Raw genomic sequence first — 15348 nt, 5'->3', positions numbered from 1 at the left:
CTTGGCAAAGAAACGTTTGATATAAGCATCAAAACGTCTGCTGAACCTCCATCTTCTCCCATCCAGACTATACTGTCGGCTCCGGAATCTCACCGGATCCTGCCGCCGAAGCAGCTCGCGGGCTTAGAGCATGACGCTCATCACCGCCGGTAGGGAATTTCACCCTGCCCCGAAGATTGATCTTATGAATTTATTCACATTATATATGATCAAATTGTAATTGTATAGAGAACTGCTCAATTTTATATAAAATATTGATAAAGCCCATTTTAACTGAATTATCGGCTTCCTTTTCTCCTTTACTGCGTCAATACACATTGACACTCAATTAAGAATATGATAAATTATCAGATATTTAGTCAGCTAAACTAGGAGGAAATCTAACAATGTTTCGAGTTTTGGTCTCAGATAAGATGAGCAATGACGGCTTAAAGCCGCTGATGGAATCAGACTTTATAGAAATTGTTCAAAAAAACGTCGCGGATGCAGAAGATGAATTACATACCTTTGATGCCCTGTTAGTCCGCAGTGCCACAAAAGTAACCGAAGAATTGTTTAAAAAGATGACTTCTTTAAAAATCGTCGGCAGAGCCGGTGTCGGCGTAGACAACATCGACATTGATGAGGCCACAAAACATGGAGTTATCGTGATAAATGCGCCGAACGGAAACACCATTTCAACGGCAGAGCATACATTCGCGATGATTTCTTCATTAATGAGACACATTCCGCAAGCTAATATTTCAGTCAAATCAAGGGAATGGAACCGGACGGCTTTTGTCGGAGCGGAACTTTACGGAAAGACTTTAGGTATTATCGGTCTGGGCCGGATCGGAAGCGAAATCGCCCAGCGCGCCAGAGCATTCGGTATGACTGTCCATGTATTCGATCCGTTCTTAACCGAGGAGAGAGCCGGCAAAATCGGCGTGAACAGCCGGACATTCGAAGAAGTGCTTGAAAGCGCGGATATCATTACCGTTCACACGCCTTTAACAAAGGAAACAAAAGGTCTGCTTAACAGAGAAACCATTGCCAAAACAAAAAAAGGCGTCCGCCTGGTCAACTGTGCAAGAGGCGGAATTATTGATGAAGCTGCGCTTTTGGAAGCGCTGGAAAGCGGGCATGTCGCAGGCGCTGCGCTTGATGTGTTTGAAGTGGAGCCTCCTGTTGAGTCAAAACTCCCAGATCATCCGTTAGTGATCGCCACACCTCACTTAGGCGCATCAACGAAAGAAGCACAGCTGAATGTCGCGGCGCAGGTTTCTGAAGAAGTGCTGCAGTTTGCTAAAGGTCTGCCTGTCATGTCGGCGATCAATCTGCCTGCGATGACGAAGGATGAATTCAAAAAAATTCAGCCTTATCACCAAATTGCCGATAAAATCGGAAGTCTCGTGTCACAATGTATGAAGGAACCCGTCAAGGATGTTGCCATTCAATATGAAGGCACCATCGCGAAACTTGAAACATCATTTATTACAAAAAGCCTGCTGTCCGGTTTTTTAAAACCGCGTGTAGACTCAACTGTCAATGAAGTGAACGCCGGCGGTGTAGCAAAAGAACGCGGAATCAGCTTCAGCGAAAAGATTTCCTCCAATGAAACAGGATATGATAACTGCATCAGCGTAAAAGTGACCGGAGACCGGAGCACCTTTACGTTAACAGCTACGTATATCCCTCACTTCGGTGAACGAATCGTTGAACTGAACGGCTTTAATATTGACTTAAATCCTGCCGGCCACCTCGTTTATATCCAGCATCAGGATACGACTGGTGTAATCGGACGCGTCGGACGCATCCTCGGCGATAACGATATCAATATTGCTACCATGCAGGTAGGCCGTAAAGAAAAAGGCGGAGAAGCCATTATGATGCTTTCTTTTGATAAACATTTAGATGATAAAGTCGTCGATGAGCTGACCTCAATTCAGGATATTGTCTCAGTTAAATTGATTGACCTTCCGTAACAAACAAAAAACCCAAAACATTCATATGTTTTGGGTTTTTTACATTTAATGGTTTGGAAGCGGATTAGGCGCGGCAGGCACAGCGATCGGTTTTGTCACATCATAATTACCGATTTTCTTTGCGTGTGCATGTGTGAACAGCACCTCAGAATAACCGAATTCCTTCGCAGTTAACAGAAGCCCTTCAATCATTAAAATGCCTTCCAACGAATCTTCAATTTTATGTTTTTCGGACAATTGGATCCGCAGCTGCTCGCCGTATTCCCTTTCCGATACCGATGCAATCGCATCTGCTTCTATAACGCTCGCGGTCTGTGAGTCTCCGTCTGTTCTTTTCATCCCGTCAATGGCCTGATAAACTGAATGATAGGTTTGTGCAGACGGGATGAGATACTCTTGTCCCAGACTGTCGCGGTAAGAAAAATACGCCCGGTTGGCCTGCTTATATACGGACATCTCAGCCGAAAGGCCGGAAGCTTTTAAAAAATCCTGACCGTCTCCGTTTTGAATCTTTGTCAATTTTATTCGGTCGTAAGGACTCCAGGTCAAAGTCTCTTTCAGCATCTTTTTCAATAAATCAGCTTCGGCAGCTGATTCGATTGAAAACCGCCCGTTTACCTGCACAAGCAAATCTTTCTTAACCGCGGTTACTTGCACACCGTCCAAAAGCTGAGGAACAGAGAGGAAAGATTCGGGCACTTCTAAGTTTTCTGCATCAGAGAATGCCTCTGAAACCGATTCGTCAGGCTTCTTTTTTTCAAAACTGACCGGAATGACGGCGGATGTATCTGAATCGGCAAACGCCAAAGTAATGTAATTGTTTTTGTTTTCGTTAGAAACGACAAACGTCTTCTGATCCGGCTTAACAGCAGCTGACTGACTGGCTTTTTCAGCTTGACCGCTGTCAGCTGTAAGATCACCGGCAGATTCGTTTTTTGTCATCAGGTGAGGAGATATAATAAGAGCGATGCACAATGCGCAGATGCCGGCGGCGGCGGGGCCAACCCAGCTTCGGGCCGGTTTTTTTCTGTACTGTCTACCCGTTTCAACATTCCGGTAAATGGCCTCTGGTGAACGATGATCTCTAACCGCCGGAAGTTGTCTTAACAACTCCTCTACCCTTTCTTCGTTCCAATATGACTTCATCATCCATTAGCTCCTCCCTCAAAAGCTCCATCTGTTTCCGAAGTATTTTGAGCCCTCTGTGTTGGGTCGTTTTGACTTTGCTTTCCGAGAAGCCAAGAGCGGCGGCTGTTTCCTGAATGGAATATCCCTGAATAAATCTCAGGATAATAACAGCTCTTTGATCTATAGTGCAATGATCAAGCGCGGTATAAATTTCCCGGACATTTTCATGCTGTACGGCGAGTTCGTCCGGAAGCAAATGCTGATCTCTGACATCTTGTGTATCCCAATCAAACGTACCCATAATACGCTGTCTGATCGTCTGCTGCTTGCGGAACCAGTCAATCGCCACATGGCGCGCGATGGACAACAGCCATGTTTTTTCACTGCTTCTTCCTTCAAAAGTATGATAAGAATTTAAGACGCGGATATACACTTCCTGCGCCAGATCCTCAGCCTGTGTCTTATCTTTCACCATATAAAATAAAAATTGGTATAAATCTTGATGGTATGAATCATATAATATCTGAAAGGTTTCTTCCATGGGAAGCCCCTCCGTTCACTTTTTTGTCGTAAAAATGCGTTGAAAAGTTACATTACAACTATATTACGAGAAACTGGAATTTGGAAGGGAATTTATATTAACATATTCTTAAATTTTTTAAAGAAGAAATAAACAAAAACACCCGCATGTTCTGCGGGTGTTTCGTATGGAACAAGATTGTTCGTCAATTTCAGACGCCATCCTGCACTTTTGTCGGAATATAAAATGTAAATGTCGTTCCTTTGTCAATGCTGCTGTGCACCGCAATTGAGCCGCCGTGGGCTTCCACAATATTTTTTACGATGGCAAGTCCTAGTCCGGTTCCTGCCCTGCCCCTTGTTCTCGCCTTGTCCGCTTTATAAAAACGTTCAAAAATAAAAGGCAGGTCCTCTTCAGGTATTCCCGAGCCGGAATCTTTAATATCGATTTTCAAACCGTCTTTCACGGTCTGAACCGCGATATGAACGTTTCCGCCTGACTCTGTGTGACGCAGCGCATTATCTATAAGGTTGGTAAACACCTGCTCCATTTTGTCTTCGTCAAAAACACACTCCGGCTGAGACACGGCAATGTCTTCTGTAAGCGAAACCTCTTTTTCTTTCGCTACACCGGAGAATTTCCGGGAGATCTTCTCCAGAAATTCATGCAGATTCACCGTCTCATAATGCAGGCCCGTATGTCCGGATTCCATTCTGGCCAAATCCAGCAAATCATTGACGAGCCGGCCCATGCGAAGGGATTCATCATAAATGATCTGCGCGATTTCTTTTTTCTCCTCTTCGGTGCTTGCAATGTCGTCCACTATTGCTTCGCTGTATCCCTGCAGCATAGAAATCGGGGTTCTGAGTTCATGACTGACATTGGCAATGAAATCTTCACGCAGCTTATCAAGCCTGCGCTCTTCGGTCATATCACGGAGCACGGCTACGGCGCCGCGGACGTGTGATTCCGCATAAAGAGGCGACATTAATAAAACCCATGACCTTCCTTGAAGCGTCATCTCAATCATTTGCTCTTTTTCTGTGCTCACGGCATTTTGGAAAAGCTCTTTCGCCTCAGGCGGAAGGTTATCGCCTTCTTTAATATTCATATTCTGCTCATAATACCAGGCCTGCAGAAAGCGTTCAGCCGGCGGGTTAGTCACCAAAATGGTGCCGTCGATATTAATGGTGATAACTCCGTCTGCCATACTGCTTAAAATATTGGACAGCTGTTCTTTTTCCTGATTCAGCGCGTTGATATGAAAATTGAGCTGCCGGCCCATCTGATTAAAGGCGATGGCAAGCTCCCCGATTTCATCTTGAGTAAGAATCGGAATCTTTGTATCAAACTTTCCTTTCGCCAAATCCTGGGCGCCTTCCCGCATTTTCCGAAGCGGGTACGTCACCCTGCTGGACAAGAAGAAGGCGAAAAACGTTGTTAATACGATGGCGATGCCCGCCGCAAGAAAAATATAGCGTGTCGTATGTTTCGTCGTATCTTTGACGGCAAGCAGCGACTGAGATAAAAAGACCATGCCTTTTTTGCCGTCTTTTTCATAAGGCACTCCGACGATCAGCCGTTCGTTATCCGAACCGGCATTGTTGGGCACCGCGCGTTTGCTTACTTTTTTGCGGTCTGTCAGCGCCTTGTGCAGATCCCGGTCGTGTTTGATCTGTTCCAATGTAATAGAGGATAAATGATTATCGTCATTGGGCGAATACCAGACATGCTTATCATCCTGAATGATCGCGATGCTCGTTAAATTGTCCGCCAGCTCCCACGTGATGGATCTGGCAAGCGGCTGGTCTTCATGATTTTCTATAATGACCGCAATTTTATCGGCAAGCTGCGTTAAATCTTTTTCCGCTTCTTCTACATGGTAATTCTCTATGAACTCCAGAAGCAGCACCGTTAAAATAAATAAAACAATTAATACGAGTGAAAGAATGGTAAACCAAAGCTTTCCTACTACGCTTTTCCAAAACTTCATTCAGCGCCTACCTCAAATTTGTATCCGACTCCCCAGACGGTGACAATTTTTTTCGCCGCTCCCGGGGATACTTTGTTTAATTTTTCACGGAGCCGTTTGACATGAGTGTCAACCGTTCTCAGGTCACCGAAGAATTCATACTGCCACACTTCTTTTAAAAGTTTTTCTCTGTCATACACTTTGTCCGGTGTTTTTGCCAGGAAGTACAGCAATTCATATTCCTTCGGCGTCAGGCTCACCTCTGTGCCGTCCGCGGTCACTCTGTGAGCATCGTGATCGATGGAAAGATGTGAAAAGACGAGCACATTTTTTGTCGGCGTATTGGCTGTCAGATAGGATGTTTGGGAAGCTCTTCTTAAGAGCGCCTTTACCCGGAGCACCACTTCTCTCGGGCTGAAAGGCTTCACGATATAATCGTCCGTGCCAGCTTCAAACCCTTGGACGCGGTTGGCTTCTTCCCCTTTTGCCGTCAGCATGATAATCGGCGTCGCTTTTTTTTCTCTGAGCTGCCGGCATACTTCTATTCCGTCCGTTCCCGGCATCATTAAATCCAAAAGCACCAGATCATAATCTGATGCCAACCCCATTTTAATGGCCTCATCACCGTTTTCCGCTTCTTCAATCACATAGTTTTCCCGTTCAAGGTACATTCTTAAAAGGCGTCGAATTCTGGCTTCATCATCTACTACTAATATTTTAGTTTCATTTGTTTGATCCATCGTTTTCCCCCTGCTTTCCTTCTGTTACTATCATTTTAACAAACTGTACGGCTGCTTGAGAACTGTATCGGCTTTCGGCTCTATGCGTACGAATGAAGTCCGGCAAGCACGAGATTCACAAAAATTAAGTTAAACATAATAATGGCGAAACCGATGACGGCAAGCCACGCGGACTTTTCGCCATGCCAGCCTCTCGACAGCCGCAAGTGCAAGTACGCTGCGTAAAATAAAAAGGTGATCAGCGCCCATACTTCTTTCGGGTCCCAGCCCCAAAAACGCGTCCATGCAAGCTGCGCCCAGATCATCGCAAACACAAGCGCGCCGAGCGTAAATACCGGAAAGCCGATAGAAACGGCGCGGTAGCCGACTTCATCTACCAAGTCCAGATTCACATTTTTGACGAGCGGGCTTAAAAGAGCGCTGATTCTCTTTCTGAATATCAGTCTGAGGGCGCCGTATAAGACGAGACCCGCGCCAAACGACCAGATCACCGTATTGACCTTTCTGCCTGAAAAAATAGCCGGAAGCTCAATAAACGGCTTCATCGCGCCTTCTGTAAGCAGTTCTCCCTCATGCGGGCCGACAAGCGCAGGCATATCATATATCATGACGCTTTTGGCGTCTTTTTTATCCACCCAATTAAATTCGGCTTTGTAGTCTGCCAGCCGGAATGCCGAGGTGACGGCGATAAATGCCACGGTCGTCACGATAATAAACATGATGAACTCGAGCCAGAACGTTTTTTTGCCCGGTCTGGACTGGTCGACATGCTTTAACAGGAAAATGACGCCAGCTACAAAGCTGATCGCAAGAATCGCCTGCCCGAGCGCCGCCGTCGTGACGTGAATGTACAGCCAATTGCTCTGCAATGACGGAATAAGCGGCGTAATATCGGCGGGAAACATGCTTGCGTACGCGATCAGCAAAAGCGCGACAGACAATGTGAACATGCCTAAAGACGGCAGTCTGTAAATAAAGTAAATAATAATAAAAGCGAGTACAAGCATCATGCCGAATGACGTTGTAAATTCAAACATATTGCTGACAGGCGCATGTCCGCTTGCCGACCATCTCGCAATGAAGTAGGCGAGATGGCAAAGAAATCCGACAATGGTTAACGTGATTCCGATAGCCGACCAGCGGCCCTTACTGTCCTTTGCGCCTTTTGTTCCCCGGATGGCGCCGCCGAAAACCGGGACGGCGATTAAATAAATCAAAAAGGCAGCATAAAGAAAATTTGCGCTCAGCTCCGCCATGACACCACTCCTTTTTCATTAGGCCTGATTTTTGACCAGTTCTTTTTGATCGGCCGGTTCTTTAATCTCCGTCCCGCTAAGAACATATCCGATATCCTTTTTCAAACCGAACCAGTTTTTGTTCGTATGTCCTGCCACAAGCACTTCGCTGTCACCGGTTTTGATCCAGATCCTTCTGTGCTGCCAGTACATCCCTTGAATGACACCGATCATAAAGATCGCGCCCCCGACGGCAAGCACCCATAAGGTTAAATCTTTTCTGACGGTGAGGCCTGTAATGTTTTTCGTTTCCACATGGTCGAACTTTAATTTGTACTTGTTATTTGCGGAACCTTCAACAGTCTGCTGAATCGCAACAAAGCTTTTCTCCCCTTTCGGCTTGTCAGGAGCCGTGACTTTAAAGACGAAAGCCGGATTGTTTGGGACCTTTGTTTTCGTGCTCGGTTCTCCGTCCTTATTAAAATAAAAATCGGGAAGATAACTGGCGATCTGCACTTTGTAACCGTTACCAAGATCATAGTCCGTGTCGGGATCAAGAAGATTGATCTTCAGTTTGCCGAATGACCGTTTTGTTTTTTGGTCGATCAGCTGGAATATCATCTGATCGAGCTGGTTTTCTTTATAGTCCACCTGATACACAGAATAGGAGTCAAACCGCAGCGGTTCATTGACGCGGATATCGTTTTCTTTGACTCTTTTAAGCTTTGGCTTTTCACCGAATACGATGTCGCCCTCTCTCTTGTACAAAACCGCATCCGTTTTGAAGGATTTTGCGACTTTGCCGTTTCCGGCTCTGTCAATGGCATCGGCGAATACTTTTTTCTCAGTGTTTTTATTATACGTCTCCATGGTGAACCGGTTGTTTTTTAAGTAATATTGGCCGTCAGTGCCGGGGATCTGGGCGGTTTCGCCTTCACGGACCCAGAGTGTTTCATCGACGTACATACCGGGTACAAATCTCAGCATGGCTCCGATCAGAAAAATGATCAGGCCGATATGATTAACGTAGGGGCCCCACCTTGAAAAACGGCCCTTTTCTGCGAGAATACTTCCCTCTTGTTCCCGCACTCTATAATGCTTTTTTTTCAATCGTGTTCTGATGCCATCAGCCGTATCCCTGCTCAGCTCAGTTTCTGTCCGGCTGTATAGACGCTGCCGCCTTAAAAAGACCGGATTCCGCTGAACGCCTTGGTTTTTCAGCGCCCTGTACAACGGAATCACCCGATCCAGGCTGCAAATGACAAGTGATACGCCGATTGATGCGATCAAAAGCATATACCACCATGAGCCGTACAGGTGATGAAACCCCAGCAGATAATACAATTGGCCGATTGTGCCGTACTGCTGTTCATAATATGTATCCGGCTGAGCGCCCGGCGGCAGATAAGCTTCCTGCGGAAAAACCGTGCCGAATGCCGACGCCGCCAGAGTAATGACGATCAGCCATATTCCGACTTTAACGGAAGAAAAGAAATTCCATACCTTATCTACAATTGTTTTGTTATATGTTTGCGAACGTCTTGCGCTGCCGTCGTACCGCATATCGGCAAGCGGCGACTTTTGATCATCAAGCGGCTTTCCGCATGACTCGCACAATACCGTCCCGGCTGGATTCACGTGGCCGCATTCACATTTGACCTTTTTCATGAAGACGCCTCCGGCTTAATTAAATTCATATAGTCATGAACCATGCGTTCTGTCATCGTGCCGGTCACCACTTTCACGACTTTTCCGTCGGGATTGATCAAAAATGTCGTCGGGATAGGCGAAACGCCGTACGCGTCCAGCACTTGCCGGTCAGTATCAAGCGCAACAGGGAAATTGACGCCGTATGTTTTCATAAAATTATGTACTGCAATTTTTGATTCGCCGACATTTACCGCAATCACCTCGACACCGAGGTCTTTAAAATGCTTGTATTGATTCTCCATATAGGGAAATTCCTGCTTGCACGGCTCGCACCACGTTCCCCAGAAATTCAGAAAAACACCTTTTCCTTTTAACTGACTCAGTTCTATGAGTCTGCCCTCTGTATCTTTCAGCGCGAAATTCGGGGCTTTGGCCCCCTCAGATATACGCTCGCCGTTTGAGTAAACAGCATGATAGACGGTATATCCGAGCGCGCAGAGTAAGATGAGAAGGATGCCGGTCCGAATGAATAAACGCCGCCGTTTTTTGTTCATTGTACACTGCTCCCCTCCCCTGCCTGCAAATCCATTCAATTATATCATCTTCGCGTTTTGTAATTTTTGAAGGTTATGTGAAAATTAGAAAGCGTTTTTACCGTGTTCAGCTAAAGCCCGCAGCCTTTTCACCTCATGCGGCGTCAATTCTCTTGCGTCTCCTGTGTGAAGGCCTCTTAAATCTAAAAAGGCGTATTCTTCACGTTTGAGCTTCAGCACGTCATGACCGATCGCCTCAAACATGCGGCGGACCTGTCTGTTCCGTCCTTCATGAATTGTCAGCTGAATAATGCTCGTCTGCTTTCTTTTGTCCAGAGAAAGCATTTTCGCTCTGGCCGGCGCTGTCTTGCCTTCTTCAAGCTGAATGCCGCGCTCAAGCTTCCGCAGAAGTTCCTTGGAAGGAATCCCCTTCACTTTGGCGACGTACGTCTTATCAATTTCGTATTTCGGGTGCATGAGTTTGTTGGCAAACTCGCCGTCATTTGTCAGTAATAAAAGACCGCTCGTATCATAATCAAGTCTGCCGATCGGATAAATACGCTGAGGCACTTCTTTGAAAAAGTCGGTTACCACTTTGCGCCCTTTATCGTCATCAGAAGCTGAGATCACTCCTCTCGGTTTATAAAGCAGGAAGTACACGGGTTCTTCCCGCTCCACCTTTAATCCGTTTACTTCAATCTGATCAGAACCGGTTACTTTTACGCCGAGCTCTGTTATTACTTTTCCATTCACCTTTACTTTTCCTTCTTTTATCAGCTCTTCTGCCTTCCTGCGTGATGCCACGCCAGCATGAGCAATAACTTTTTGCAGTCTTTCCATGTCGTTCACCTCAAGTATAATCTTACTTTTTTCCCCTTGAACAAACAAGCTTTTTCAAGGAGCATTATTCTGATATATAAAAAGCGCCTCAATCAGGCGCTTCCAAATAATAACGTAACTATGATGATTGATGCAACCACCCCGATCAAATCAGCAAGAAGACCAACCTTTAAAGCATCCCCCATTTTTTTGATGCCGACCGCACCGAAATACACAGTCAGGACATACAGCGTCGTGTCAGTCGATCCCTGCATGACCGACGCCAGTCTGCCGATAAATGAATCAGGCCCGTACACGGCGATCAAATCCGTCGTCATGCCGAGCGCCGCCGTACCCGAAATCGGACGGATCAGAGCAAGCGGCACGACCTCTGCGGGAATGCCGAGCGCCGTAAAGAAAGGCTTGCAGAGCCCCATGACAAAATCAAGCGCGCCCGAGGCCCGGAATACGGTTATCGCCACAAGCATCCCGACCAAATACGGAATGATGGAAAACGCAATCTCAATTCCTTCTTTTCCGCCTTCAACGAATGATTCATAAGTCGGCACTTTTTTGATCGTGCCGTATATCAATATACCGGCGATAATAATCGGAATCATGGCTAAAGACAGCCAATTCACCATTTCCATTCGCTTACCTCCCTTTTCTTTTGCGGCGGTACCAGAAGTAGCGGTCAATGAAAATCGCGCCGATACCCGAAATTAAAGTCGCTAAGATGGTCGGTCCGACGATATCGGTCGGTGATTTCGCCGAATAAGCCATGCGGACGGCAATGACGGTTGTCGGTATCAATGTAATGCTCGAAGTATTTACCGCCAAAAAGGTAATCATGGAACGGCTGGCCTCAGACTTGCCTCCGTTCAGCTTTTTCATCTGCTCCATGGCTTTAATGCCGAGGGGCGTCGCCGCGTTTCCCAATCCAAAAAAGTTTGCCATGAGATTTGATAAGATGTATCCCATTGCCGGATGATCAGGGGGGATATCAGGAAACAGCTTAGAAATAAACGGACGGCACATTCTGCTGAATATATCCAAAAGACCGGACTGCTCAGCTATTTTCATCAGGCCGAGCCAGAACACGAGGACGCTCATTAATCCGAACGAGATCGTAACCGCTTCTTTCGCTCCTTTAAAAACCGCTTCATTCACATCCTGCAAGGTTCCGTTAAACATCGCAAAGACCAGTCCGATTACCGTCAGACAGACCCAGATTAAATTGACCATGCTGAACCGCCCGCCGCGCTCATAAACAGGCTCGTAAACGTTTCAATGAAATGCTTTTTCGGTTTTTTAAGGTGCTCGTTTTCATAATAGACGGGGACCTTGGCGATCACTTTCCCAGCATGCATAACAGTCATCCGGCCGACGACATCAGGAATGAGAGAAGCATCCTTTTTCCAGGCTTTTTTCGGCTTTATTAAGGTTGTGCTGATTTTCACATCATCGATTTCATCCTCTTTTAACAAATACTTGACATCCCGGGAAATAAAAGCGTGTTTTCCGTAAAACGTCTTTTTCAGCTTCGGGATGCCGCCTTTTTTGGCGACGATATAGGTTTTATAGTGCTCAAAGACATAATTAAACATATTCATATGGTCATCCCAGTCATCCGGATCATTTATGGTGACTGCGATAAGATCCGTTCCGTCTTTTGAAGCCGTCGAAACGAGTGTCCGTTTCGCGATTTTTGTGTAACCCGTTTTTCCGCCTGTGCTGTAACGATAAAGCCCTGTCAGAAGCTTGTTTTTATTTTTCCATACCCGGTCCATCGTTTCCGCTTTATACACTTTGGTGCCCGAAACAGTCCGGTATTCCTTGATCTTCATCGCGTATTTAGTCAAAAGGGCCATATCATACGCCGTTGAATATAAATTTTCATGGTCGTCCAGCCCGTGGGGGTTTTGAAATTTTGTATTTTCCATTCCGATTTGCTCGGCTTTGTGGTTCATCATAAATACAAAACCGTCAAGACTTCCGCCGACATATTCAGCAATGGCCGCAGCGGCGTCATTTCCCGACCTCAGCATAAGCCCGTAAACGAGATCTTTCAGCTTCACTTTTTGTCCAGGCTGAAGATAAATGGCCGAGCCTTCCGTTTTTACGGCATTCGGCGAAACCGTCACCATCTCTTCCATCTTCCCTGATTCAATCGCCAGCACCGCCGTCATGATTTTCGTAATGCTCGCGATCCGCCGCTTATGGTGTTCGTCCTTAGCAAACAACACCCTGCCCGATGCACCGTCGATCATAATTGCGCTTTTTGCGCTGACATGTATTTGGGCATGTGCCGTATTTCCGTCTGTAATGGAAAACAAAATAACAAAAGTCAAAAGAAATACGGCAGCTTTTTTGAGAAAGCGCATGAATGCTCACGTCCTTGTTGTGGGTTTGTACAAGTTTATGCGCATGTCCATGACTTATGAATACCAAATGCATCTCTTTTACGTAAAAAAACTCTCCCTTTTGGGAGAGTTTTTTATCTGGATGATACCATATTCGAGCCTGATGCTTCATATTGCGCCAATTCTTCACGCATGCGCAGAAACTCACTGCTCAGTGAAAGCAGAAGGCTCCGCAGCGAATCGGGCACATGCTGATAAAATTCAATCGCACTTTGGCCTGTATAAGCGGCGCGGCTGTTTTCGTACCACGTATCCTTTTTCGGCATGAAAAATTCTTCCACGCACTGATGATACACTTTATAAAGCGTTTTTTCCGCTCTCGACTCATGAAACGGCTCCTGTATTAAGAGCCGGCGGCAGGCTTCCTGGGCGCCTTCGCAAAAGACGGTCATCCTTCTCAGCACACTGAGCACGTCGCGGCAGTATGCCTCATCCGCCTTTCCAGAAGCCTGCATTTCCGGTAATGTCGTATGATTTAAATAACTGTTGACCATCGTGACAACCTCGGCTAAAAATTCACCAGTTTCTTCAGTATGGGCCCTCACAATCGAATTTCCCATTTCCGTCCGTTTCCTTCCTCTCTTGTACTTCGTCAATTTGCGTTATTCATCAATGGCCTTTCCCTATTATCGTATGATGAAAAACCGTTATTATTTAATATCCTCAAAAGTTTGGTTGAAGTTTTCAAAGAATAAGTCGGCTTCCTCCTGGAGAACGTCTTCTTCCGCATTTTCAGGAAGAGGCGGAAGCTCGTCCAGAGTTTTTAAGCCGAATTGTTCAAGAAATACCGGGGTCGTGCCGTATAAAATCGCCCGGCCGGGACCGTCGGCGCGTCCCACCTCACACAGCAGCGCTTTTGACACGAGACTGTGCAGAATCCGCTCAGACTTCACGCCCCGGATATCTTCAATTTCCGCCCGTGTAATCGGCTGCTTGTATGAAACGATCGCCAGCACTTCTAAAGAAGCCTGTGACAGTCCCTTTGACGGCACCTCGATTAATTTTTTCAAATAAGGCACGAATTCTTTTTTCGTTGCAAGCATATACGTATCCGCATATTCGGTCAGCTCAATGCCCCTGCCGTCTTCCTTGTACTGGGCGGCCACTTCTTCCATGATTCCGGCCAGTTCCGCTTCTTCTATTTCAAGCACCGTCACCAATTGCTTTTTGGTCAGCCCTTCATCACCCGCCGCGTACAGCAGGGCCTCCACAATCGCTTTCCAATTCACGATATCAAGCGCCATGAATGGATTCACTCCCCGTAATGTATATATCTGAAAAGTTTTCTTCCTGTTCGATGATAATCTGCTGATTCTTCATCAGCTCCAGAACGGCTAAAAACGTCACGACGAGATGGTCTTTTTGCCGAGAAGGAAAAAGCTCCGTAAAGTTGATTCTTCTTCCCGCCGTCTTTAAGCTTTTTACGATTTCGTTCATTCTGTCTTCAATCGGTATTTCCTGTCTTGTAATGGTCGTTTCTTTCGGCCGCGAGATTTTTTTACGCTGAAGCACCTTTTGAAACGCACCGATCATGTCATAAACGGTCACCGACAGCCTCTGCTCCGTCTGTTTGATTTCTTTTGCATACTCACTTAAATCACTCGGCGGCTTTGTAAATGACTTTTGTCTTTCTTCTTCCCGCTCTTTTAAATCCTTCGCAGCGGTTTTATATTTTCTATACTCAATCAGCTTTTCAATCAGTTCGTCCCGAGGGTCTTCCTCTTCAAGCATTTCATCTTCAAACAGCTCTTCCTCTTGTTTTGGAAGCAGCATTCTGCTTTTAATGCTGAGAAGCGTCGCCGCCATGACCAGATATTCACTGGCGACATCAAGTTCAAGCACTTGCATTGTATGTACATATAATAAATATTGTTCAGTAATGGTTGCCACGGGTATGTCGTATATGTCGATTTCAAGACGGTTAATCAGATGAAGCAGCAGGTCCAATGGGCCTTCAAACGTATCAATTTTCACTTGATATTCTACCATTATCTCACCATTTTCAATATCACTCTCATTGCCGGAAAAACTGGCTACCCTTTAGTATAATCCACCGAAAAGCTCTCGTCCAATACTTTTCTAATTGTGCTCCGTTATTTAGAAAATACTGAAAAAGAAGGTATACGCCTATACCTTTAAAGGCGGATGCACATATGATAGCCGTGTAAACATGAAACAAAGGGAGGCTGATTTCAGATGGGCGGAGCTTGTTTCGGCGGAGGTTTTGCATTAATTGTCGTTCTGTTTATTTTGCTTATTGTCGTAGGGGCATCTTATATCTGCTAGTTCTTCACGTTTCAGGCACCAAGCCGCTCTTTTTTTCCTTTTCATAACGCTGTGGTACACTGGTTTTAGCAAAAGGAG

General features: G+C 45.9%; 16 protein-coding genes and 1 riboswitch. Of the genes, 2 read left to right on the top strand and 14 right to left on the bottom strand.

The window, feature by feature from the left end; translation table 11 throughout:
- Positions 1-46: 46 nt before the first annotated feature.
- Positions 47-181, bottom strand: a riboswitch (FMN riboswitch).
- 205 nt (positions 182-386) lie between these two features.
- Positions 387-1964, top strand: a complete 1578-nt coding sequence (gene serA, locus ACH32G_RS13220; RefSeq protein ID WP_016939129.1) for a phosphoglycerate dehydrogenase — start codon at positions 387-389, stop codon at positions 1962-1964.
- Between the two features lie 45 nt (positions 1965-2009).
- On the opposite strand, the gene ACH32G_RS13215 is transcribed toward serA, so the two are convergent.
- The 14 genes from ACH32G_RS13215 to ACH32G_RS13150 all read right to left on the bottom strand — a co-directional run bounded on the left by ACH32G_RS13215 (position 2010) and on the right by ACH32G_RS13150 (position 14973).
- Positions 2010-3074 (bottom strand): sugar dehydratase, encoded by a 1065-nt coding sequence (locus ACH32G_RS13215; protein WP_448814482.1) that lies wholly within the window; start codon positions 3072-3074, stop codon positions 2010-2012.
- Positions 3049-3633: an RNA polymerase sigma factor SigX gene (sigX, locus tag ACH32G_RS13210; protein ID WP_016939131.1), complete on the bottom strand. Its 585-nt coding sequence runs from the start codon at positions 3631-3633 to the stop codon at positions 3049-3051. The genes ACH32G_RS13215 and sigX overlap by 26 nt, the downstream gene beginning before the upstream one ends.
- Positions 3634-3823: 190 nt before the next feature.
- Positions 3824-5605, bottom strand: coding sequence for an ATP-binding protein (locus ACH32G_RS13205; protein WP_016939132.1), 1782 nt, complete (start codon positions 5603-5605; stop codon positions 3824-3826).
- On the bottom strand, positions 5602-6324 hold the full coding sequence (gene resD, locus ACH32G_RS13200; RefSeq protein WP_003153397.1) for a DNA-binding response regulator ResD: 723 nt from the start codon (positions 6322-6324) through the stop codon (positions 5602-5604). Before resD ends, ACH32G_RS13205 begins: the two co-directional genes overlap by 4 nt.
- A gap of 80 nt (positions 6325-6404) precedes the next feature.
- Positions 6405-7580 (bottom strand): c-type cytochrome biogenesis protein CcsB, encoded by a 1176-nt coding sequence (gene ccsB / locus ACH32G_RS13195; protein WP_049628712.1) that lies wholly within the window; start codon positions 7578-7580, stop codon positions 6405-6407.
- Between the two features lie 18 nt (positions 7581-7598).
- Positions 7599-9227 (bottom strand): cytochrome c biogenesis protein ResB, encoded by a 1629-nt coding sequence (gene resB / locus ACH32G_RS13190; RefSeq protein WP_448814432.1) that lies wholly within the window; start codon positions 9225-9227, stop codon positions 7599-7601.
- Positions 9224-9763, bottom strand: coding sequence for a thiol-disulfide oxidoreductase ResA (gene resA, locus ACH32G_RS13185; RefSeq protein ID WP_448814431.1), 540 nt, complete (start codon positions 9761-9763; stop codon positions 9224-9226). Before resA ends, resB begins: the two co-directional genes overlap by 4 nt.
- Positions 9764-9847: 84 nt before the next feature.
- Positions 9848-10582: a 23S rRNA pseudouridine(2605) synthase RluB gene (gene rluB / locus ACH32G_RS13180; RefSeq protein WP_016939136.1), complete on the bottom strand. Its 735-nt coding sequence runs from the start codon at positions 10580-10582 to the stop codon at positions 9848-9850.
- 92 nt (positions 10583-10674) lie between these two features.
- Positions 10675-11211, bottom strand: coding sequence for a spore maturation protein SpmB (gene spmB / locus ACH32G_RS13175; protein ID WP_003153387.1), 537 nt, complete (start codon positions 11209-11211; stop codon positions 10675-10677).
- A gap of 4 nt (positions 11212-11215) precedes the next feature.
- A complete protein-coding gene (locus ACH32G_RS13170; protein ID WP_003153385.1) occupies positions 11216-11806 on the bottom strand; it encodes a nucleoside recognition domain-containing protein in 591 nt (196 codons plus the stop codon).
- Positions 11794-12945: a D-alanyl-D-alanine carboxypeptidase family protein gene (locus ACH32G_RS13165; protein ID WP_448814430.1), complete on the bottom strand. Its 1152-nt coding sequence runs from the start codon at positions 12943-12945 to the stop codon at positions 11794-11796. The genes ACH32G_RS13170 and ACH32G_RS13165 overlap by 13 nt, the downstream gene beginning before the upstream one ends.
- A 113-nt stretch (positions 12946-13058) precedes the next feature.
- Complete coding sequence (locus ACH32G_RS13160; RefSeq protein ID WP_045925491.1) at positions 13059-13544, bottom strand: DUF3907 family protein; 486 nt, start codon at positions 13542-13544, stop codon at positions 13059-13061.
- A 90-nt stretch (positions 13545-13634) separates the two neighbouring features.
- Complete coding sequence (gene scpB, locus ACH32G_RS13155; RefSeq protein ID WP_016939139.1) at positions 13635-14228, bottom strand: SMC-Scp complex subunit ScpB; 594 nt, start codon at positions 14226-14228, stop codon at positions 13635-13637.
- Entirely contained in the window at positions 14218-14973 is a 756-nt protein-coding gene (locus ACH32G_RS13150) for a segregation/condensation protein A (RefSeq protein WP_016939140.1), read from the bottom strand. The genes scpB and ACH32G_RS13150 overlap by 11 nt, the downstream gene beginning before the upstream one ends.
- A 207-nt stretch (positions 14974-15180) precedes the next feature.
- Between ACH32G_RS13150 and ACH32G_RS13145 the strand changes: the two genes are divergently transcribed.
- Entirely contained in the window at positions 15181-15270 is a 90-nt protein-coding gene (locus ACH32G_RS13145; protein WP_016939141.1) for a YjcZ family sporulation protein, read from the top strand.
- Positions 15271-15348 lie beyond the last annotated feature (78 nt).

Source organism: Bacillus sp. CIS52 (genome assembly GCF_053545315.1).
The sequence above is the reverse complement of the archived record's forward strand: the minus strand, read 5'-3'. Positions and strand labels throughout refer to the sequence as shown.